General features: G+C 65.2%; 21 protein-coding genes, 1 other RNA gene and 2 pseudogenes. 8 read left to right on the top strand and 16 right to left on the bottom strand.

What is annotated here, in order from left to right; genetic code table 11:
* Nucleotides 1–28: 28 nt before the first annotated feature.
* From BN4346_RS32830 to BN4346_RS32815, 4 genes are all read right to left on the bottom strand, one after another.
* Nucleotides 29–1285, bottom strand: a complete 1257-nt coding sequence (locus tag BN4346_RS32830; protein ID WP_067971170.1) for an NAD(P)/FAD-dependent oxidoreductase — start codon at nucleotides 1283–1285, stop codon at nucleotides 29–31.
* Nucleotides 1286–1344: 59 nt separating this feature from the next.
* Nucleotides 1345–2895 (bottom strand): PucR family transcriptional regulator, encoded by a 1551-nt coding sequence (locus BN4346_RS32825; RefSeq protein ID WP_067971042.1) that lies wholly within the window; start codon nucleotides 2893–2895, stop codon nucleotides 1345–1347.
* Complete coding sequence (locus tag BN4346_RS32820; RefSeq protein WP_167666214.1) at nucleotides 2777–4129, bottom strand: MFS transporter; 1353 nt, start codon at nucleotides 4127–4129, stop codon at nucleotides 2777–2779. The genes BN4346_RS32825 and BN4346_RS32820 overlap by 119 nt, the downstream gene beginning before the upstream one ends.
* A 71-nt stretch (nucleotides 4130–4200) precedes the next feature.
* Nucleotides 4201–4569, bottom strand: coding sequence for a DUF488 domain-containing protein (locus tag BN4346_RS32815; protein WP_067971169.1), 369 nt, complete (start codon nucleotides 4567–4569; stop codon nucleotides 4201–4203).
* 132 nt (nucleotides 4570–4701) lie between these two features.
* Between BN4346_RS32815 and BN4346_RS49725 the strand changes: the two are divergent.
* Nucleotides 4702–5274 (top strand): annotated as a pseudogene (locus tag BN4346_RS49725) (PPE family protein); the annotation flags it as partial.
* On the opposite strand, the gene BN4346_RS49720 reads toward BN4346_RS49725, so the two are convergent.
* Nucleotides 5166–5447 carry a hypothetical protein gene (locus BN4346_RS49720; RefSeq protein WP_327344249.1) on the bottom strand — a complete coding sequence of 94 codons (282 nt, stop codon included), beginning with the start codon at nucleotides 5445–5447 and terminating at the stop codon, nucleotides 5166–5168. The pseudogene BN4346_RS49725 and the gene BN4346_RS49720 sit on opposite strands and share 109 nt — an antisense overlap.
* Before the next feature lie 458 nt (nucleotides 5448–5905).
* Here BN4346_RS49720 and BN4346_RS49715 point away from each other — a divergent pair, with 458 nt between their 5' ends.
* The gene (locus BN4346_RS49715; protein WP_327344247.1) at nucleotides 5906–6019 is read left to right on the top strand and encodes a PPW family C-terminal domain-containing PPE protein; all 114 of its coding nucleotides are present in this window, start codon (nucleotides 5906–5908) and stop codon (nucleotides 6017–6019) included.
* Here BN4346_RS49715 and BN4346_RS32805 read toward each other — a convergent pair.
* The 3 genes from BN4346_RS32805 to BN4346_RS32795 form a co-directional block, all read right to left on the bottom strand.
* Nucleotides 6016–7539 carry an aldehyde dehydrogenase family protein gene (locus BN4346_RS32805; protein WP_067971035.1) on the bottom strand — a complete coding sequence of 508 codons (1524 nt, stop codon included), beginning with the start codon at nucleotides 7537–7539 and terminating at the stop codon, nucleotides 6016–6018. The genes BN4346_RS49715 and BN4346_RS32805 overlap by 4 nt on opposite strands.
* Before the next feature lie 248 nt (nucleotides 7540–7787).
* Complete coding sequence (locus BN4346_RS32800; RefSeq protein ID WP_078058575.1) at nucleotides 7788–8471, bottom strand: chymotrypsin family serine protease; 684 nt, start codon at nucleotides 8469–8471, stop codon at nucleotides 7788–7790.
* Nucleotides 8472–8662: 191 nt separating this feature from the next.
* Complete coding sequence (locus tag BN4346_RS32795) at nucleotides 8663–9832, bottom strand: hypothetical protein (RefSeq protein ID WP_067971033.1); 1170 nt, start codon at nucleotides 9830–9832, stop codon at nucleotides 8663–8665.
* Nucleotides 9833–10153: 321 nt separating this feature from the next.
* Here BN4346_RS32795 and BN4346_RS32790 point away from each other — a divergent pair, with 321 nt between their 5' ends.
* Nucleotides 10154–10807, top strand: a complete 654-nt coding sequence (locus BN4346_RS32790) for a chymotrypsin family serine protease (protein ID WP_067971031.1) — start codon at nucleotides 10154–10156, stop codon at nucleotides 10805–10807.
* Nucleotides 10808–11306: 499 nt separating this feature from the next.
* Nucleotides 11307–11873: a hypothetical protein gene (locus BN4346_RS32785; protein ID WP_154677578.1), complete on the top strand. Its 567-nt coding sequence runs from the start codon at nucleotides 11307–11309 to the stop codon at nucleotides 11871–11873.
* A 116-nt stretch (nucleotides 11874–11989) separates the two neighbouring features.
* Here BN4346_RS32785 and BN4346_RS48120 read toward each other — a convergent pair whose 3' ends face one another.
* The gene (locus BN4346_RS48120; RefSeq protein WP_208863230.1) at nucleotides 11990–12475 is read right to left on the bottom strand and encodes a chymotrypsin family serine protease; all 486 of its coding nucleotides are present in this window, start codon (nucleotides 12473–12475) and stop codon (nucleotides 11990–11992) included.
* A gap of 444 nt (nucleotides 12476–12919) precedes the next feature.
* Nucleotides 12920–13915, bottom strand: coding sequence for a PGRS repeat-containing protein (locus BN4346_RS47640; protein ID WP_067971024.1), 996 nt, complete (start codon nucleotides 13913–13915; stop codon nucleotides 12920–12922).
* A 423-nt stretch (nucleotides 13916–14338) separates the two neighbouring features.
* Between BN4346_RS47640 and BN4346_RS32765 the strand changes: the two genes are divergently transcribed.
* Nucleotides 14339–14533 carry a hypothetical protein gene (locus BN4346_RS32765; protein WP_067971022.1) on the top strand — a complete coding sequence of 65 codons (195 nt, stop codon included), beginning with the start codon at nucleotides 14339–14341 and terminating at the stop codon, nucleotides 14531–14533.
* A complete protein-coding gene (locus tag BN4346_RS32760; RefSeq protein ID WP_067971020.1) occupies nucleotides 14524–14937 on the top strand; it encodes a PIN domain nuclease in 414 nt (137 codons plus the stop codon). Before BN4346_RS32765 ends, BN4346_RS32760 begins: the two co-directional genes overlap by 10 nt.
* A gap of 78 nt (nucleotides 14938–15015) precedes the next feature.
* Here BN4346_RS32760 and BN4346_RS32755 read toward each other — a convergent pair whose 3' ends face one another.
* Nucleotides 15016–15297 (bottom strand): hypothetical protein, encoded by a 282-nt coding sequence (locus tag BN4346_RS32755; protein ID WP_067971018.1) that lies wholly within the window; start codon nucleotides 15295–15297, stop codon nucleotides 15016–15018.
* A gap of 111 nt (nucleotides 15298–15408) precedes the next feature.
* On the opposite strand from BN4346_RS32755, the gene BN4346_RS48940 reads away from it, so the two are divergent.
* Both BN4346_RS48940 and BN4346_RS48935 read left to right on the top strand, forming a co-directional pair.
* Nucleotides 15409–16131, top strand: coding sequence for a helix-turn-helix domain-containing protein (locus BN4346_RS48940; protein WP_235653604.1), 723 nt, complete (start codon nucleotides 15409–15411; stop codon nucleotides 16129–16131).
* Nucleotides 16132–16180: 49 nt separating this feature from the next.
* Nucleotides 16181–16507 carry a PIN domain-containing protein gene (locus tag BN4346_RS48935; RefSeq protein ID WP_235653603.1) on the top strand — a complete coding sequence of 109 codons (327 nt, stop codon included), beginning with the start codon at nucleotides 16181–16183 and terminating at the stop codon, nucleotides 16505–16507.
* A 692-nt stretch (nucleotides 16508–17199) separates the two neighbouring features.
* Here BN4346_RS48935 and BN4346_RS32740 read toward each other — a convergent pair.
* The 5 genes and pseudogenes from BN4346_RS32740 to ftsX all read right to left on the bottom strand — a co-directional run bounded on the left by BN4346_RS32740 (nucleotide 17200) and on the right by ftsX (nucleotide 20858).
* On the bottom strand, nucleotides 17200–17556 hold the full coding sequence (locus BN4346_RS32740; protein WP_167666212.1) for a DUF732 domain-containing protein: 357 nt from the start codon (nucleotides 17554–17556) through the stop codon (nucleotides 17200–17202).
* 562 nt (nucleotides 17557–18118) lie between these two features.
* Nucleotides 18119–18506, bottom strand: a transfer-messenger RNA (tmRNA) gene (ssrA, locus tag BN4346_RS32730).
* A 97-nt stretch (nucleotides 18507–18603) separates the two neighbouring features.
* Nucleotides 18604–19369 (bottom strand): annotated as a pseudogene (locus BN4346_RS32725) (EamA family transporter).
* Nucleotides 19370–19461: 92 nt separating this feature from the next.
* Complete coding sequence (gene smpB, locus BN4346_RS32720; RefSeq protein ID WP_067971011.1) at nucleotides 19462–19962, bottom strand: SsrA-binding protein SmpB; 501 nt, start codon at nucleotides 19960–19962, stop codon at nucleotides 19462–19464.
* Between the two features lie 2 nt (nucleotides 19963–19964).
* Complete coding sequence (gene ftsX / locus BN4346_RS32715) at nucleotides 19965–20858, bottom strand: permease-like cell division protein FtsX (protein ID WP_067971009.1); 894 nt, start codon at nucleotides 20856–20858, stop codon at nucleotides 19965–19967.
* Nucleotide 20859 lies beyond the last annotated feature (1 nt).

Here is a 20859-nt window from a genome sequence, read left to right as displayed (position 1 = left end):
TGATTCGAAAATCACCGACCCGAGCGGGTCAGCGCAAGGGATCGAGGTCACGCAGTACGGCGGACTGTTTGCCGGTGGTGATCTGCTCGGCCAACAACCGGCCCGTCACCGGACCGTGCGTCATGCCCCACATTCCGTGCCCACCGGCGACGTAAACGGTGCGCGGGCACACCTCCCCCACCAGGGGCCGCCCGTCGGGGCTGACCGGGCGTGGGCCCACCCATACATCGGTGCGCTCATCCCAGCGGACACCGTCGAGCAGCGGGCGGGTGGCGGCGACGATGGCATCGACGCGGGCCGGGACGATCGGGGCGTCGGGATCGCCGAACTCCATGGTGCCGGCGACCCGAAGTCGGGCATTGAGCGGCGTGCAGGCCACCCGGGCATCGGGCAGGTAGATCGGCCCGGTGACCGGCCCGTCGACCGGCACCGAGAAGGAGTAGCCGCGCCCGGCCCGCACTGGCACTCGGATCCAGCGCGCCGCGAGTCGCGACAGCCAGGCGCCGCTGGCGATCACCGCCGCATCGGCCGTCAAAGTCGTGCCGTCGCTGCTGGTCACGGCCACGCCGTTACCGTGCGGCGACACGTCGGCGACGTCGAGAATGTGCAGGACGGCGCCGCGCTGCACCACCGCGCGACCGAGCGCGGTCACAAAACGGCCGGGATCGAGGAAGCGTTGGCCGTCGATCTGCACCCCGGCGGCGACTGCTGAGGAGGCCAGCGGCACCCGCTCGGCCAGGGCGGCGCCGGTCAGTTCGGTGCCGAATACCGGCTGGCCGGCCTCGGAGAATCGGCGGAGCTCGTCGAGTAATCGCTCCGCGTCAGCCGAGGTGCGGAAGATCGCGGTGATCGGGGCATCGGTTACCGGGGCGTCCACTCCGTTGGCGAGCAGAACATCATAGGCCTCAATGCATTCCGCGCTCAGCGGCGCGTTGGCCCGCACCGCGCGGCGCCAGGCCGCGGGACGACTGTTCGCGGCGAAGCGCGCCAAGAACGTCCACAGTGCCGGGCCGGCGTTGAGTGGCACCTGCAGCGGCGCGGTCCGGCTCAGTAGGGACCGCAGCCCGAAGCGCAGGTTCGCCGGCTCGTTGAGCGGAATCGCCAACGCCGGAGAGATCCAGCCGGCGTTGCCCCACGAGGAACCGGCTGCTACTCCGACTCGGTCGACCAGGGTGACTTCGACACCGCGCTCCTGCAGAAACCAGGCGGTGGACAACCCAACGACGCCGGCACCCACCACGATCACCGATCGTGGCGCGTCGTCGATTCGGTTGGCCGCACCCATCACTCCATGATGCGACTGCACTCAGACGCCCGGTTTAACCGAATCGCACAACAGCGGCGTCAATGTTTGTCGAGTTCCGACACCTCACCCGCCGCGAGCTCGATCATCGCCGCGAATCGGGTGCGCGGATCCGCCAGCCCCAGTGGCGTGACCTCCGCCATCTTGCGCAGCCGGTAGCGGACCGTGTTTTCGTGCACGCCCAGCTGCTCGGCGGCTCGGGCCAGGTCGCCCTGGGCGTCGAGCCAGGCCCGCAGGGTGGCTACATAGGGCGTGTTGTGGGCTGCGTCGTGGTGACGTAGCCCTGCGACCGGCCCGCGGGTCGGGACCCGTCCGGCTCGTGCCGCGGTGTGCAGCCGACGCAGCACGATCTCGTCCCAGGACTCGTCGTAGGCCGGCGGAATGTCCTCGGGTGAGCCGGCTTCGTGCAGCGCGAGGCATTCCTCGGCCTCGCGGCACGCCGCGGCCAACTCGGTGACCGTGGCAACCGCACTTATCCCGGCCCGCACGCTGGCGTGCGGTGGCAGGGCGTCGGCCAGGCCGCGCACCCACTGCCGGGCCGCCGCGGCGTCCTCGGCCGGCAGCAGGGTGAAGACGGTGTTGGCGGCCAATGCACTGCGGCCTGGACGCGACCAACCGAATCCCGTGGTGACGGCCTCGAAAGCCAGTAGCAGCCCGGCGTGCGGCTGCGTGGCGATCCGGGTGTGCACGGCGATCACCCGCAACGGGGCCTGTGGCAGCCCCAGCCTGGCGACCAGAGCGACCGCATCGTCTGGCTCGGTTTGCTCATCCAAAAGTCTGGTCACCCAATCGGATTCGACTTGGCGTTCCAGGTCCGCACTGGCTCGTGACCGCAGCACGTGCAACGCCACCGTGCGAGCACCGTCGGCCAGGGCGGTCAGCCGCTCACCGCTCAATGCCTCCGGACAGGCCACCCATACCGCACCCAGCAGCTCCCGGCCGGCGCGCACCGCGGCCACCATCCGGCCGGTCAAGCCGTACTCGGGATCGGCAGCGACGAACAACGGCTCGTCGTGGATATCCAAATGCGCTAAGACGCCCCGCTTTTCGAATAACTCCCGAAGCGGCTCGGATTCCTGCCGGTTCAGGATGGTCGCTGAACGCGCCGGGTCGGCGTATCGCTGGCCACGCGAGTAGGCCAGCACCCTGCCCAGCTGATCTTCGATGGTGACCGCACCGGCTACCGCTTCGGCGAGGCTGTCCGCCACGGCGAAAAGATCCGTTGGCCCACGGCCCGATTCGGTCTCGCGGCCTTCGAGCACCAGCCCGTAGACCACCGCGGCCAGCTCGCTCCAGGACACCGCCGTGTCCACCACCAGCACGGCCAGCGACTCGCCCTCCCCCACGAAGGAGGTCTTGTCTTCGACGTCGCGCACCAGCACGGCGACGGCCTTGGCGGCCACCGCCCAGCGCACCGCTTCCTTTACCGAGCGGGCGCCGACCGCCAACAGGACGTCGCCGACAACGACTCGCTCACCGGTCACCTCGTGCATCACGACACTGCTCAGCCGCGTCGTCCTGGGAATGGAGCAGAACCTCAGCCGAACCCCGTAGCTGCCCACCACGTTGACCAGCCGGTCCAGTGTCACCATCAACCGAGCGTAGCCACGTCGCGTCGCCGATCCCGCCGATCGGGTTGCTCGCCCTGGTCTCCGGCGCCCACAGCCAGGTGAGGGCCGCCACCAACAACACTGCACCGCTGATCGCAAAACCCCACTCGAAGGACATCCGTTCGGCGATCTGGCCGACCGCAAGCGAACCCACGATCGACCCGAAGTCAGCCATCATCTGATAGGTCGCCACCGCAGTGCCCGCCCGGGCCTGGTTGCCGACCAGATCGGAGATCACCGCCTGTTGCGGCGACCCGTAGATCCCCGAGGCCACCCCGGTCAGGTAGGCCACCACCAAGAACACCACCAGCGATGCGCTCGCACCCAGCAAGACCGTGGTGACGCCAGATGCTGTCAGGCCGGCGATCAGCAACCCCTTGCGGCCGATCCGGTCGGACAGCTGGCCGCTGGGCAGCACCGCGCAGACATTGCCGATCCCGATCATGGCCAGCGTCAAGCCGGCGAAGGAGGGCCCGCGGCCCAAGACTTCGGTGACGAATAACGGCACCAACGCAACCCGCAAACCGAAGACCGACCAGCCGGTGGCGAAGTTCGACAACAGCGCCGAGCGGTACGCGGGGTGCGCCAACGCCGTCCGCACCGACACCGTGGGCCCCGTCGATTCGGCCGCTTCGGCCAAATGCGAGTGGCGCAGACTGACGAAGACGCCGGTGGCCGTGACGATCAGCACCGAACCGTAGAACAAGAACGGCACACTGAGGCCGAAACCCGCTGTCAGACTGCCCAATACCGGGCCACCCACGGTGCCCAGCAGAAATGCCGAGGCGAACAGCCCGGCGACTCGGCCGCGGGCGTCCTCCGGGCTGATCCGGATCATCAGGCCTACCGCGGCGATGAAGAACATCGTCGATCCAATGCCGCCGAGAGCACGGAAGAACAGCAGCTGCCCGTAGGTCTGCACGAAGGCGCAGGCCGTGGTGGACACCGAGACGATCAAGAGTCCGGCCACGTAGACCCAGCGCTCGCCCAGCCGTTGAACTAGCAGACCACTGACCGGCGCGAAGATCAGTCGCGTCAGCGCGAACGCGGTGATGAGGAACGTGGTCGCGGAGATGCTCACCCCGAAATGACGCGCGTAGACCGGCAGCACCGGCGACACCAACCCGTAGCCGAGCGCGATCAAGACGTTCGCGACGAGCAGTACCCAGATCTCCCGCTGCAGCCGCGGTCGAGCGGCCGGGGGGTCGGAGGTCACCCGATAACTTTAGACAGCCTCGGTAATACCTGAGACGGGAGGCTTGGCCATGGACGGGGCTACCGCCCGCGTCACTGTCGGGCCAGCAGCTTGGCTAACACCGCCGCCTCACTTCCCGCCACGTCCCGGCTCGCCGTTACCAGGGTGACGGTCTTCTTACCGCGAGCCAGCGCGCGCAGGCCGGCAAACCCTACGGCCCCCTGCGCGGTCTGCAGTTCGTCTTCGTAACGGCTGACGAACTCGTCGAAACGCTCAGGCTGATGGTTGTACCAACGGCGCAGTTCGGTCGACGGCGCCGCGTCTTTGTACCAGCGCCCCACCCGCGGGTCGTCTTTGCGGAAGCCCCGGGGCCAGAGCCGGTCGACGAGGATCCGTTCACCGTCCTCGGCACGGGGTTCGTCGTAGACACGGGCGACCCGGAACGTGGTTGTGGGACTCATACCCCAGGTTATCGCCGGCCCGCGGCGCATGTCAGCGGTGGTTTCGACCACCCGCGACGCCGTCGAAGTTAGCTTAGGCAATGCTATTTTGTCATTATTTATCAGTTCCGCTCGTAGAAATTGGTGTCTGGCGTGAACGGTGGTTGGATCGCCTCTCCTCCGGAGTTGCATTCCGCGCTGTTGAGCGGCGGGCTCGGTCCCGCTGCCCTGCTGGCCGCCGCGGGAGCCTGGTCGGCGCTGAGCGCCGAATACTCGGCCGCCGCCGCCGAACTGATCAGCGTGCTCGGCTCCGTGCGGTCGGCGGCCTGGCACGGCCTGAGCGCGGAAAGGTACATCGCGGCGCACGGGCCGTACCTGCAGTGGCTGACGCGCGCCAGCATCGACAGCGCCCGCACCGGCACCCAACACGAAGCCGCCGCGGCGGCCTACAGCAGCGCCCTGGCCGCCATGCCCACCCTGGCCGAGCTGGCGCTCAACCACACCGTCCACGGGGTGCTGACCGCCACGAATTTCTTTGGCATCAACACCATCCCGATCGCCCTCAATGAAGCCGACTACGCCCGGATGTGGGTGCAGGCCGCCGCCGTCATGGCGACCTACGAGGCGATGTCCGGTGCCGCGCTGGCGTCGCTACCCGGCCCGGACCCGGCGCCGCCGATCCTGGCCTCCGACAACGGAACCGGTGGCGACGACGAGCCGACAGATCCGATCGAGGAAGCCAACCGCTGGTTCTGGTTCATCTTCTGGAACATCGTGTTCTGGTCGACGTTCCTGTTCATCGTGACGATTCCGGTTCGGATACCGATCGTGCTACCGCTGCTGATCAACGCCATCAACGACTTCATCGCATCGATGCAGGGGCCACCGGAGCTGGTCATCGAGCAACCCGCGCCCGTGCCCTCCCCCGTGCTGCACCCGATGATCGTGCCTCGACCGGCCCACGAGCCGGTTGCTGTCGCCGTCGGTGTCGGGGGCGCTGTCACCGGTTCGGCGGGGACCTCCGCAGGCCCGGCCGGTGCGAGCACCACCGGGCCGGCCGTACCGGTGAGCGGCGCCGAAACGTTGGCCTATCTGGTGACCGGCGGCCACGCCGAAGGCTTCGGGCCCACCCTGACCGGCCGCGACCAGTCCAGGGCGCCGGCCGCCGGCGCCTCCGCGGCGGTCTCGGCTCGCGCGCCCGCGGCTCGCGCATCGTTACGGGCCCGGCGGCGACGCCGTACGCAGATGAAGGAATACGCCGACGCCACCATGGAACACCCGACGACGCTGCGGCGCCGCCTGCTCGGAATCCGGTGCGGGCGCGCTGGGATTCACCGGGACAGCGCAGCGGGGCGAGGTGGGTGCAACCGGACTGGCCCGGTTGCGCGGCAACACTTTCGGCGCCGGCCCTGCGGTACCGCTACTGCCCGAGACCTGGGATCACGACCCCGACGAGCGGTCGACGTTCTAGCCGTTGTGCGGCCGCGAACCGAACCGGCGCCGCCCCCGTGCCGCGAAGGCACGCATGGCCCCCAGCGCGATCGCCATCCGGCGTTTCGAGGACGGATACCACAGCAATTCGGACTTCTGAGTGGGGAGCCGCGGCGACGTAATGGCCTGCTGCCGGCAGTATTTGATGATTCCGGAGGCGCCCCCGGCGCGGTAGCCGATGCCGGATTCCTTCCAGCCGCCCATCGGCAGCCCCGGACAGAAGACATTGACCAAGGCATCGTTGACGTTCACCGCGCCCACTTCCAGTCGACGCGCCAGCCGCTCGCCGCGGCGCTTATCGGCGGTCCACACCGTGGCCGACAATCCGTACGGCGAGTCGTTGGCTAGCCGGATGGCCTCGTTCTCGTCGGCGACCTTGATCACCGGCAGGGTCGGCCCGAACGTCTCTTCGGTTATGCACGTCATGGACGAGTCGACGTCGGCGATCACGGTCGGGGCGAAGTAGGTCCCCACGCCGGTCGCCGTACCGCCCGTGACCACCCGGGCGCCGGCGGCCCTCGCCTGCTCGACGTGGCGCGCCACAATGTCGCGCTGCGCGGCAGTCGCCATCGCCCCGGTGTCACCGTCCTGGCCCTGCTGCACCTCACCGACGCGGGCCGCCAGCTTCGCGACGAATTCGTCATAGACGGGCGCTTCGACGTAGACACGCTCCACCGACACGCAGACCTGTCCGGAGTTGAACATTCCGCCCCAGGCAATGCCGTTGGCGGCCCGGTCGAGGTCGGCGTCGGCCAACACGATCGCCGGGTCCTTTCCGCCGAGCTCCAAGCCGTACGGGATCAGCCGCTGCGCACAAGCCACCGCGACCTTGCGCCCGGTCGCCGTCGACCCGGTGAACTGCAGGAAGTCGGCGTGCTCGATCAGCGCCTGGCCGGTCTCGCCGTAGCCGGTGGTCAGGCCGAGCACCGGCGGTGCACCGATCTCGGCCCAGCCGCGCACAAACTCGACCGCCGACAGCGGCGTCACTTCGGAGGGCTTGAGCAGCACGGCCGCGCCGGCAGCCAAGGCCGGCGGCACGTCGAGACCGGGCATCGCGAACGGGAAATTCCACGGCGTGATGACCCCGACCAGCGGGTAGGGACGATAGGCGGTGGTGAACCGCTTCACCCGATAGATCGGGCTGTGCGCCTTGGGATGACGGTCGGCGAGGAACTCCTTGGCATGGTTGGCCCAGTAGGCGACAGCGTCCGCCGTAGCGACGGCCTCCAGGCTGGCGTCGACATGCGATTTGCCGGTCTCGGAGATCAGCACCTCGGTGATGCGGTCGGCGTGGTCGAGGATCCAGTCCTGCCACGCCAACAGCCACCGCTTGCGGCCGGCCGGCCCGAGCGCCTCCCATTCCGGTTGGGCTGAAAGGAGTTGGGCGGCCTTGGCGGCCACCGTCGCGGGATCGTCAATCGGCACGGTGCCCGACACCGCCCCGGTGGCGGGGTTGTGCACGGTGATCGTCGACTCGGCCCTGGATTGCACTGCGGTCATGGTGTGCTCCCGATCTCGACCCTGCGGAAAGGCTGTGACCTCGCCGTATGTGATCGTCAGTTGCCGCCTGCGAATTTGTCAAGGTCAAACGTCGCGGGAACTTTGCCCGACGTGGCCGAAGTGCAGGGAAATCTCCGTATCCCCGCCGTGAAGAGTGGCCTACTGGTTGAGCGGGTCTGAATGACCCGTCCGGAGTTGACTCAGCTCGAGCCTGATCGTCCGGGCACGCTGGCCCTGGACTGCCGGCATTAGGCCGAGATCGGGGTGAATCCGGCGCCGGGGCCACCATTGCTATTGACGTCATCGAGGATGGCGCTGAACTTCGTCACATATATAAGTTGGTGCGACGGGTAGGGGATCGGGCCGACGTTAGGGGCGAAAAGGCCGCCGGTCACCAGGCCGACCAGCAGGCCGTCCGACGTGACCGGGGCACCGTTATCGCCGGGCAGATAGTTGCCCCCGCCCGTTCCCATATGCGTGCCAGGGCCGTCGAAACTGGTTTTACGGCTACAGAATTCACCGGTGGCCGCGCCGAATCGGCACTCTGGCTGGTGCCATTCCGGGTCGGGGCCGATGCCGTTGATGACGAATCCGGCGAAGTTGGCGATCGGCGTGATCTTGGCGGGGTCGAAGTGGATCACCGCGTAATTTAGGTCGCCGTTAGCGGCCACCACGGTGCCCACCGGGCCGAGGTCCTCTGAGCCCGCGGCATCCACTGGGGAGTCCGGTCCGCCACAGCTCGCGGCGGTGAAACCGACCAGGTCCCCGGTCTTGTCGTGGCCGATGGTGGTCAGGGTGCAATAGGTGCCGTTGACAATAATCCCCGCTCCGCCGCCCAGCGGGAGTGCCGCCGAGGCTAAGGGGGCACACAATACGGCCAACAGGGACACGAACACGCACACTCCGACCCACCAGCGATATCCCACCCGCATCACCGACACTGTGTCCGCAACGACGCCGAAGAGTCCACTCCACCGACACCGCCACAAGGATGGGCACGCCCGATACAACCACCAGTGAAGCCCCGTCGACCACCGTTAAAAACCATCCGTGACCTGCGGTGTGATTAACTTCCTCACTGCTATCAAGGCAGGTATTTTTGCGCTGCGCCGGCCAGTCGCGGTTACAGCCCGGAGGGAAGGTCGAAGAAGTCCGCACCCGCAGCGGCATCACCGGCCCCGCCACCGAATATGTCACCGAGCACGATGTCCGGGATCGACTCGAACGTGGTGGGGATCAGGCTGAGGTCCGCCAAGCCAATCTGCTCCATAGCCCCTGCGATGGCCGACTCCGAGCCGCCGGTGACGGCGGTGTCGAGGCCCTGGGCAGCGGAGAGCACCGATGCGGCGTCGTTGGCCCAGCTCTGGTCCAACGGCTCGAAAACCAGCTGGTCGACCAACGAGGACAGCGACCCTGAATCGCTGGCGTCCGGGGACGGAAGGAGACTCAGCAGATGCGACACGTTGCCCATTAGCTCGGACTGGCTGGTGACGAGCTGGGACAGATGCTCCTGCTGATCGCTCGGGGCATCCGAAACGTCGATGCCGGCGAGCACCGACTTCGCGTCGCTGAAGTCCGAAGCAGCGGTGCTCAGAGGGTCGTTCGAGCCCGTGGTATCGCTGGCGGCCGCCGAGCCGCTGCCGGATGTGCCGATACCGAGCCAGTCATCGAACAGTGTCATCGCATTGTTCCAGTCGGTGGTGTTGCCTTGGAACACCGCTCCGTAGAGGTTATTCAACAGCGCCCCGGCGTCTGGGGACGCTAAGTCAACCCCGCCGATGTCAATGGGGCCGGTCGCGTCCGGGTTGAACAGCGGCGCCGAGCCTATGCCGAAGTTGAGGAGATCGACAACCTCTTTGCCACTATCGCCAACCGCAAGAAGCGACATCGCCGCGCCGTTGTCCTGGCCAGGCTGAACGATGGCAACCTCGAATCCTGGGAACCAGCTGTTTTCGATGTTCAAGTAACCCGGCCCGCCGACCGACGACAGCGGTGTGGTGAATGTGTCGTTCGATCCAATACTGCCGAGCAGCGGTGAAGCCGGCGAGCTGTCATACCCACCCGCTATCGGTGTGGTGCCCAGCCCCAGCGAATTGCCGGGGTCCGACAGCGTCGCCGCGGGCAGCAGGCCGACGGTCTCATTACTGCCAGTCAGTGTCACCGTCCAGCCGTTGAGGTCAGCGGTGCTGTCGTCGGCGCGGGCGATACCCGCTCCGATCAGCGCGGCAGCTACTGCCGCCCCGCCGACCAAGCCGGCACCGGTTCCGTATCGGCGGACACGATCGACGCGCATTTCTCAAACCCTTCCACGAATCACAGCAACCGCCCCGTCAGAGATGCGAAGGGACGCTACGCCGGCATCCTCGCAGTTAGCTGGCTTTATGCTGGACAACGCCTCGCAGGCCGCCATCCTGAAATACTGTCTCCGGCAGCCGTTAATACCCAGGACATGCATTACCAACCTGTTCGCAAACGCCGCTTCTGATAGGAAGCCGGCCCCGCGCTAGGGGCAACCGATGGGCGAGAGATGATTCACGCCAGCCAGGGCGTCAACTCCGTGAGTCATGTCCTCAATCCCGAAATATGTGGGGCGGGCGCGCGCCGACGAGTCGTGATGGGTGCGGTGGCCCTCTCCGCCCTGATCGCTTCCGCCGGGCTCCCGAGCACCACAGCCGGCGCCGACGACAAGGCTCTGTTGGGCGGTGGTGCTGGGATCGTCGTGAACGACACTCCTTGCACCCTGACCACGATCGGCCACGACAAGAGCGGGGACCTCGTGGGATTCACCGCCGCAAGTTGCGGTGGCCCCGGTTCCCCGGTCTCCGCGGTAGGCGGAGCAAACGTCGGCAGCGTAGTAGCCGTCGAAGACTCCCTCAAGTACGCCGTCATCAAGTTCGACCCAGCCCAAGTGACCCCAACGGCCAACTTCGCCGGCTTCGCCATCAACGGAATCGGCCCCGACCCCGGATTTCGACAACCCGCATGCACCGACGGCGCCGCCACCGGCATTCAATGTGGCGGAATCACCACTCTCCCTGGAACCCTGCCAGGCCGAAATATGGCCGAGGCTGTCTTCCAACCCGGAGACGCGGGACGCCCCGTTACCACCGACGACCTGCTATTCGGAATGGCCTACCGTGGCTGGATCGCCACTGGTGGTTTCCGCCTGATCCCAGAGTCCAATCTGATCTTGTTCAGCGCGATCCTCGACGACGTCAACGCCAAAGGCGGACCCGGCGCTGGGTTTTCGCCCGTTCCACCGGCCTGAGAGGGCACCATCTCACCGAGCCAAATTCCAAACGCGGGCACGGAGTCGCCGGATCGGCGGCGTAGTCCTCGCACACCGGAGCGAACTTCGATCGCACGACGTCCCGGAAGGTCGCTCGGTGCTCTGCCTTCAGCTTGCGGTAGTCCGAGTCGAAAGCTGGAGGCGTCTGGAATTTCAGGGCAGAGGGGTAGCGTCATCGGCCTGGGCGTCGATGCGGTCGAGGTGATCCCGGAAGTCCTCGCCTTCGGGAGGGGCCGTGCCGGACACTGATCAACGACCGGCTCCGCTCTATCGGCACTGCGTTCTTTGGGGTCGCCGCAGTCGGCGCTATCAAATGGGTTGCGGCGGTGGCAATCCGAGTGGATTTCCGGCGGCAACACTCACGGTGAGCCGGGCAGGTCCAGCGGTAAGCGGCTGGTTGACAACTGTTCGTTATTCCCGAAAACTCGGCGGAAAACGACCCAGAGCGTCTCATTGCCACTCAGAATTGGAACCACTAATGAACCGCAAAAGCCGCCGCACCGCGCGACCGATCGGCCAATGGAGCATGGCGGGTGGTGCCCTAGTAGCTGGCGCGTTGGTTGGACTGTTCGCCGCGACACCCGCCCGTGCTGAGGTGGTCGATACCACCGATGCCACGCCCGCCGAACTGCTGAACATGGGCAGCGACGCCGTGACTCAGGCCAATCAACTATTGAGCCAAGCGGACCTTTCCAACGTCTCCAACGCGAGCGACGTAGGGAGCTTCATCGCCAATCAAACGAGCCTTCAAGACGCCATGTTGCAGTGGAACCATTCAGCCTTGACGCAACAAGCGGAAATTCTTTCCAACGCTAGCGCTTTTGGGTCCCAGCTGGACACCTGGCTATTTTCCTACGCGGATCAGCCTGTCTACCAAGCCGATCAAGCCGTCCTCCAGGCCGACCAAGCATTCGATGCCGCTCTGGCGAACCTCACATCTGAGTCAGTAGTGTTGCCGGTTAGCGTGACCGACTTCCAGGTACTCGGAGCCTACCTACCACTCGACTTCATCGACGCCGTTGCCGCGATGATTCAGGGCATCTGACACTTAGCCGGTGTCCCATTGCTTAAGCACGTGAGGTGAGCCCTCGTAGTGGTCCAGTTGTGGTGCGACCATGATGCCCGGTTCGGGCAGGAAGAATCGGCAACGCGCCCGCGCCGTTAACTGGCGATCGGGATGAATCCGCTGCCGGGTCCGTCGTTGGCATTGACGTCGGCGAGGATCGTGCTGAATTTCGTCAAGTAGGTGACCGGCCTCAGAGGCTCCCACCTGTGGACTCCGATCGCGCCGCCGTTGTATGCCATGCCGATCAGCAGACCGTCCATGGTTACCGGGGCTCCTACATCGCCTGTGTCAAATTGCGCTCCCATGATCATCATGAACGGCAATTCGACGAATTTGATGGGGCCGCAGCCGGGGGTGAGCCCGTATTTGCACACGCGCGCATTGAACTGTGGATCTGGGCCGATGCCGTTGATCACGGTCCCGGCGTAGTCAGACACCGGGAGCAGGTCGGGCACGTCGAACTTGATCACCGCGTAATGCAGGTCGTTGTTGACGGCCACCAGGGTGCCCACGGTGGTTTCTGTTCCCGCGAGTGCAACGGTGGCCCCTGGACCGCCGCACGCTCCGGTGATACCCACCACGTCGCCAGCCCGATCTCGTCCGATCGTGGTCAGCGTGCAGTGGCTGTTGCCATCGATGACGATGGGGGCTCCCCCGCCCAAGATCACCATTGCCGCCGCGGGTGGCGCAACGGGCAACCCCGCACCGACAAGCAGTGCGAGGCTAAGAGTGAGTCGCCAACGAGCGAACTGCATGACGGCCTCTCTCTTTTGATTCAGTTGATGCCGGTGGAGATCCGATCAGACTGGTACACCGTGCCCGAAGCTGCAGATGCCCACGGCGCGATCCTTCCCGATGGATGCTGACCTAATTAGCTGGATGGGCTGTATGGGTCGACTCCAGGTGCTCCGGGAGCACCAGGCGTTCCATCGGCGGCGCCAGCTCCGCCGTTTCCGCCGTCACCGCCCTTGGTCACGCTGTAGTTCGGCGCGCCGTCGCCTCCGTTGCCGCCAGCACCGTTGCCATTAGGGCCGACCTGCCCGCCATTGCGTGCTGCTCGCGCCGACGACTGCGCCGCCGTTACCGCCGTTGCCGCCCGAACCACCATCCCGGCCGTCCCAAATGCTCGCTTGCAGTCCGTCGCCTCCGTTACCGCCGGCGCCGCCGCTGCTGCCGACGCCCTCGGCGCTGCCGCCGTTACCGCCATTGCCACCGGTGCCACCGTCACCACCGATGGCGTACAGGTTCAGGGTGTGTCCGCTGGCACCACCGTTACCGCCGGCACCACCGTTGCCGCCGTCACCAACCGAATTGCCGCCACTGCCGCCGGCGCCACCATCACCGTTGGTACTGAACAGATATCCGGCACTGCCGCCGTCGCCGCCGTTACCGCCGTCTCCCGCGTGCAGCCCATCCAGACCCGCACCGCCGTCTCCCCCGGTGCCACCGTTGCCGATCCAGCCACCACCGCCACCGACACCACCATCGGCGCCAGCGCCACCCTCGCCACCGGCACCGCCGTTGCCCAGCCAACCGCCGGCACCACCAGCGCCACCGGCCACACCGTCTTGCGTGCTGCTCCAGCCGGTTCCGCCGTCACCGAAGATCCAGCCACCAGCGCCGCCGTCGACATTGGTCTCAGAGCCGTCGACGCCGTTGCAGATCAAGCCACAAGAACCACCGAACGCAAACAATGGGTTGATGAATTCGTTGACCGTCGAGCCCAACGGACTGTCAATCCAGTCCTGCATCGCAGCATGCAACGGCAGATAGAAATCGTTCTGGAACCAATCGGCGAAATCGGTACCGACAGCCGCACCGGGCAGATCATTAGCGCTGAACAGTGCCGCGAGGTCAAGCGTCGAAGCCGAGTCCGGACCGACCCACGAGCTGGGATCAAACACGGCGCCCCAGGCAGCCGAATCCAACAGATCGCCAAAGAAGTCGTCGAAATCGGCATGAGACGTTGGCGCTAATCCGAACGCCGCAAGCGCCCCGACGGACGCTCCCGCAACAGCCACGCGCCAAGCCGACGCCGACCCATTTGCCTTAAGCCAACCTGAGACCTTCACCCCAGGTGTCTACCACGGAAGATAGTGAACCACCATTCGAAGAGCGGGCGATCCGGGAACCGTTCCTAGACACTGGTCGGTCGGGTCACCGTTCACGACGACGGCGAAGCATTCCTGGATCATCTCGACCGCCTCGACGCCCAAGCCGACGACGCCGAGCCGCAGGCATGAAATTCGAGACGACACCAGCTTTCGACGCGGACTACCGCAAACCAAATCCCCCTTGCCTGTGACCGGTGACCGGTGACCACCTACTGTCCGTTCTCACTGAACCTGCGGCAGAGTTCTCATCAAACCGGGGGTGCGTGACCTTCGGGTGATCGACCGCACATATGAGTATATATCGACGGCCTGCTTGTATATACTGGCTTGGTGGCAAAGCATCTGATCGACCTTGATGAGCAGGCATTGGAAATGGCTCGCGCTGAGCTTGGGACTTCCTCGATCAAAGAGACGGTGAACGTGGCTCTGCGCCGCGCGACGTCCCACCGAGTCCAGCACGTGGCGGCGGCACTGGACGTGTTGGCCGCCGCATCATCAGAAGATCGCGCCGCCGCATGGCGCTGACATTTGTTATAGACACCAGCGTGATCAAACGACTCGGCCAGCCCGCAGTGCGGGAGGTCGTGCAACCCCTAGCCGCGGCTGGCGAACTCGGCCGCGCCCGTATAACCGATCTCGAGGTCGGATATTCCGCCCGCAATCAGGCCGAGTGGGAAGGCCTAATAGCAGCGTTGGACACATTCGAGGCCCTGGAATCGACGGAATCGCATCACCGCCGCGCGCTCCAGGTACAGCGGTTACTCGCTCAGCGAAGCCAGCGCGGTCGCAAGATACCTGACCTACTCATCGCCGCCGCCGCCGAAGAACACGGACTTACCGTCCTGCACTACGCCGCCGACTTCGACCTGATTTCCGCCGTTACCGGCCAACCTTGCCGTTGGGTGGTGTCCGCGGGCACGATCGACTAGAGCGTCCTGAAGGTACGCCGCGAGCGCCGGAGCTCAACCCGAACGTGCCCGAGATTCGATGAGAACCCTGCCCCAGACTCAATGAGAACGGACAACCGCGCTGCCCGGCGCACTGAGCGGCCGGGTAGGCATGACCCACCTGCCCACAACTAGTGACTCGGGCCGCGCGAACTTCGAGCAATCCGCGAACACATGGGCGGTGACGCTGTGGTTGAGCAGCTCGCAGAGCGGGCGATCGCATCCTGGGGTGACGGCACGGGCCACGCCGACCTCGCTGCCAGCGAGCTGGGCAGCCTGTTCGGCGACCTCATCGACACCGGCATCAACGACCACGGCCACCAGTGCGGGGTTATGCCACATCGAGAGGACGCCACCAGACTCCGTCAGTCGAGCGCTGACTCCCCGATTCGTCCACGCGACACCCAAGTTCGATCAGAGTCATGTTGACGCAGAAAAAGCTGGCCACGAATCGTGACCGTGACCAGCTTCTTCCTTTGTGGAGCTGCCGGGAATCGAAGCAGACTCAAATTTCGCCTTGAACTGGGAAAACATCGGATCTCAGCACGCGAAACAACGCCCAACGACGTGTCGCGACCTGGGAGTACAGCGAAAGGTGTTGACGGCGTCAACGCGGTGGTGGCCGAGCAGTACCGATGTTTGGATGCCTTTGGTGCCGCCCGTGAAGCCACACGAGAGTACGATTCGCCTGCTGCGACTGCTGCGTTTATTGCGTTTGATCCGTACCATGGGAGCATGACGCTGAAGGGCCTCCACGAACCTGTAGCGCCGTCACGTGCCGGCCAGGCGCTAGGCGAACTCGATGCACTGCTCGCCGAACATGGTCCCGCCGATGTGCCCGTGGCGGTCAGTGGTGCCCCAGATGTCGTTCACCTGCCCCACGACATCGCCATGATCCTGCGCGAGGTTCTCGTCAGCTTCGCCACCGGCACACCAGTCGCCGTGCTGCCTACACACGCCGAGCTGACCACCCAGCAAGCAGCGGACTTGCTGAACGTCTCACGCCCGTACGTGATCAAACTGCTTGACGCCGGAGAACTCGCACACCGCAAGGTCGGGACCCATCGCCGCATACGTATTGATGATCTGCAGGCATACCAACGCGCTCAGGCCCTCGCTGGTAAGCGTGCCGCCGACGAGCTGACCGAACTGTCCCAGAATCTCGGGCTGTACTGAGGTGCCAGTCGTCGTTCTGTACGACGCCAACGTGCTGTACCCATCGACAATGCGTGACGTGCTCATTCGAGTCGCTCAACTAGGGGTCTTCCAAGCACGGTGGTCGGAGATGATTTTGAATGAGGCGCTAGGCAACCTCGCGAAGAATCGCCCCGACCTGAGCCTCGACCTCCTGGACCGGACACGCACGCTGATGAACCAGGCAGTGCCCGACTGCCTAATTGAAGGTTTCGAACCTCTCATCAACGGGCTGAACCTGCCGGACGCGGACGACCGCCATGTCCTCGCTGCCACCATCACCGGCCAGGCGCAGGTGATCGTCACGATCAACCTCAAGGACTTCCCGTCGAGCGAACTGGACAAGATACGGCATTGAGGCCAAGCATCCCGATGCGTTCCTCCAGGACGTGATCGCAGTCGCCGGGTCCCGAGTACGCCAGGCAGTGGCCGATGCCGCTGCGGCATGCAGGAATCCGCCGTTCACTCCCGGCGACATCATCGACCGGCTAGACCGAGACGGGATGCCGATTTCTGCTGCGCTACTACGCGACCCAGCCGAGCGCTGACTGCCCGATTCGGCCCCGCGACACCCAAGTTCGATCAGAGTACTTGACACAGACAAAGATGCTGGCCACGAATCGTACCCGTGGCCAGCATCTTTCCGTGTGGAGCTGCCGGGAATCGAAGCCGCATATAACGCGGTTTACCTGCGGAGACACAATTTGGGTCAGCACGGCTCGACATGCGCAAATACGAGCGGACATGAGAATGTGCTGACGACGGTCAGCACGCATCCATCCCCGAAGTCCAGCAGTCGGGCCGTGCCGCTACTCGACCCGGTGTCGGAGTACCGCTACGTCGATGCTTGCCCTGGAGAACTAGGTGGCCTGTAAGTCCCGACGACGCCAAACACATATCCTTCTGAACTGTCAGCACGCCGAACGTCACGCGCTAGAGCCCCTGCAACGTCCCGTCGCCCCAACAAGTCTTGATCCGGGATGGTTATGGGATTATCGCCAACGGCTGAGATTTGGCGACTGCAACTTGCGGCGCGGGCAATTCTCGGGATTAGGCATTCGGTCTTCCACTGGGCGCACCAAGGGTGTCAGGGCAAAGTTTCTCCTGTGCCGCCTGAGCAATCTCCGAATAAAACATCGGAGTAGCGTCGAGGATCGGGCTACCAGACGGCTTCGGTTCCATCTGCTCAAGGGTCATGCCGTCTCTGAGGTTGCGACAAATCTCCAATCCTCGATAAAGAGTGGAGTTGTCATCCCAATGCCCAAGGAAGCCGTACTGACTTGGCACGCCAAGCTCGTGAGCCCGGTCGAGGAATGATTGGTTACGGTCGAGGAGTGATTGGTCATCAGCACTAGCAATCGGTGCCGCTACGATGCTTGCCGCAAGAGCGGCGATGAGTAGTTTCATCCCGACCTCTCCTTTTCTTGTGGTCGTGGTTTGAGAATGTGACGCGTTGGCGGGTTCACCCATGGGCTTGCTCATGATAGCGCCCAGCGGAGTGGTGGACTTCGGGTCTAGCTAGCGCTTGACGACGGCGCCTCTTCCACTATCGGACCATGCCGAAGGCCGGGGTGCTGTCGTTGCGGGCGTACCGCTTTTAGTCGCTGATGGTCCGGCGTTCGACCCCAGACAGAGTGGCGATGTGACGCTCTAGGTATTCCGTAACGGTCAAGGCCGACATGGCGAGACCCGTGTCCGCGATACCAGCCTTAGCCAGCGCCTCGACTGGCCCGAATGCGTCAACGAGGGCGCAGAACCGGTCCGCCTGTTTCCGATCCGGAAATGTGGTGGACGACTGACGTTCCCGCACGTCCTCCGACGCGGTAGGTCACTGCATAGACGGTCGTACCGTCCTTCTTGCCACGTTCACGAACAAAGGCCACGTCGGGCACTAGCGCCAACCAAATGTTGACGCAGCGTTGACGTGACCTTTGCTTGAGCAGTTTACCTACTGTGACCTGCTATTTAGTTGTGGAGCTGCCGGGAATCGAACCCGGGTCCTACGGCATTCCCTCAAGACTTCTCCGTGCGCAGTTCGCTATGTCTCTACTTGGATCTCCCGGTCACGCGAACAAGCCGAGATGACGATCCCAGTCGCTGTTGGTGTCCCGATATATCCCGCGACCGGACGTATCGGTGGATCCCTCTAGTCGATGCCAGGGTCCGGGCCGAGGGAGCTCCCGGTCTGACAGGCCCGCCTCGCTTAGGCAGCGAGGGCGAAGTCGCTCTGAAGAGCGACCTTAGCCGGCGTAAGTGCCTTGGCGCTTACTTGTTTACAGCGACGCTTACGGTGGTCTCCTGCCTGCACCGGCACGCTTCCCTTGATTCGACACACGCAGTCGAAACCTTTCAGCCCCCTGTCTTGGGTGATTGCCACCGACCGTCGGCGGACACTTCATGGTACGCGGTTGCAACGACAGACCGACGCCCGTTCATTCCATCGGCGCCGCAGTGTCACCGCGCGGTGATCATCGCCACGGCCACCGCCGCCAGCACCATGCCGATCACCTGTCCGCGATGGACCCGCTCGCGCAGCACCACAATGGCCAGCACCACCGTCACCGCGGGAAACAGCGAGATCAGCACGCTGGCCAACGACAGGTCCGATCCGCGCAGCGCCAGCAGCATCGCGACATTGGCTGCGGTGTCCGACAGCCCCGCCACCAGCGCCAGCCTCAACGGCCGGCCGGTGGGCACCTGCAATTCACGCGCCCCGGTCGCCGCGGTGAACACCAGCACCGCGGCGGCCACCCGCGCGAACGCCAACGGCCACAGCCCGGAATCGTCCGGCGCCTCGTGGATGAACACGAAGTCCAAGCCGAACGTCACGCCGGCGCCCACGGTCAGCCACGCCACCTTGCGGGTGAACCGGTGCGGTCGGACGTCCTCGTCGGTGGCCTGCCGGCTCACCAGCTGCCTCTTCTTCACATCTGACGCTGCCGACGACCAGCACGATCCCGCCGTTGGCCACCGCCCCGGGCCGCTCCCCCTGGATCAAGCCGACCCCCACCGGAACCCCGGCCGTCAGCACCGCCGAAATCGGGGACACCACCGAGATGGGCCCGGCACCCAGCGCGGCGTAGAACCACCAGCCGCCCAGACCCAGCGCGACACCGGAGGCCAGGCCCCAGCCGATCGCGCCCGCCGGGATCGGGCCGCCCACCGCGATAGCGAGCGTGCCCAGCAACACCAGCGCCACCGGGTAGGAGACCAACACCACCCGCAGCGCGGGTACCCGGCGCGCGGCGAGGCCACCAGCGAAATCGCTGACCCCGAAACCGGCCGCTGACAACAGCGCCAGGACGGCGCCGGTCACATGCCCTTGGCGCGCCGGCCCAGCGCCCGGGTCACTTCGCGCTGCGCATCACGCTTGGCGAGGTCCTGCCGCTTGTCATGGGCCTGCTTACCGCGCGCCAGCGCCAGTTCGACCTTCACCTTGCCTTCGGTGAAGTACACCGACAGCGGCACCAGGGTGAGGTTGCCGTCGCGGATCTTGCCGATCAGCATGTCGATCTGGCGTCGATGCAACAGCAGCTTGCGGGTGCGGCGGGGATCGTGATTGGTCCAGGTCCCGTGGTGGTACTCGGGAATGTGCATGTTGCGCAGCCACACTTCGCCGTCGTCGACGGTGGCGAACGCATCGACCAGTGAGGCCTGCCCGGCTCGCAGGCTCTTCACCTCGGTGCCCACTAGCGACACCCCGGCCTCGTACACGTCGAGGATCGAGTAGTTGTGTCGCGCTTTGCGATTCGACGCAACGATCTGTTTGTCCGGCTTCTTCTTGCTGCCCTTGTCCGCCGCTTTCTTAGCCATCGCTACCGCCGCACATACAGCCGAAGCGTCACGTAAGCGGTCGCTCCGGCCATCGCCGCACCCAACAGCAGCAGGATCGGCGAGATGTAGAGGATGTCGGCGTAGTCGATCCGCGCGATCAGATGCGCTTGATAGAACTGGCTCAGCGCGTTGTCGAGGAACGCCGCCCGCACCACGATCAACCCGATGATCGCGATGATCACCCCGATTGTCGCGGCCAGCACCGCCTCCACCAGGAAGGGCAGCTGCGTATACCAACGGCTGGCGCCCACCAGACGCATGATCGAGACCTCGGTGCGCCGGGTGTAGGCGGCGACCTGGACCATGTTGGCGATCAACAACACCGCCCCGACCGCTTGCACCAGGGCGATCGCGAACGCGGCACTGCTCAATCCGTCGAGCACGGCGAACAGTCGGTCGATCAGTTTCTTCTGGTTGAGCACGCTGAGCACACCGGGTTGGCTCTGCATCGCGGCGTCGAAATCCTTGCTCTGCTCCGGATTTTCCAGCTTGACGATGAACGACGCCGGGAAGGAGTCCTTGCTCGCCACGTCCTTGAACTCGGGGAACTTGCGGATCGCGTCGGCGTAGGCGTCGTCGGAGTTGAGGTAGCGCACCGATTTCACGTCATTGCGTGTCTCGATCTGTTCCCGCAGCGCCTTGCACGCCTGACCTTCACAGTTCGGGTCGTCGGCCGCGACGTCGGGGTTCAAGAACACCTGCGATTCCACCCGGTCCAGGTAGATGTTGCGGGACTGATCCGCCAGGCGGACCACCAGCAGACCGCCGCCGAACAGCCCGATCGAAATGGCCGTGGTGAGGATCATGGCCACCGTCATGGTGACGTTGCGACGCAGGCCGGTCAGGACCTCGTTGAACAGGAATCCAAAGCGCACG

Source organism: Mycolicibacter icosiumassiliensis (assembly GCF_900078685.2).
GTDB classification, from domain to species: domain Bacteria; phylum Actinomycetota; class Actinomycetes; order Mycobacteriales; family Mycobacteriaceae; genus Mycobacterium; species Mycobacterium icosiumassiliensis.
This window is presented reverse-complemented; position numbering and strand designations above follow the sequence as displayed.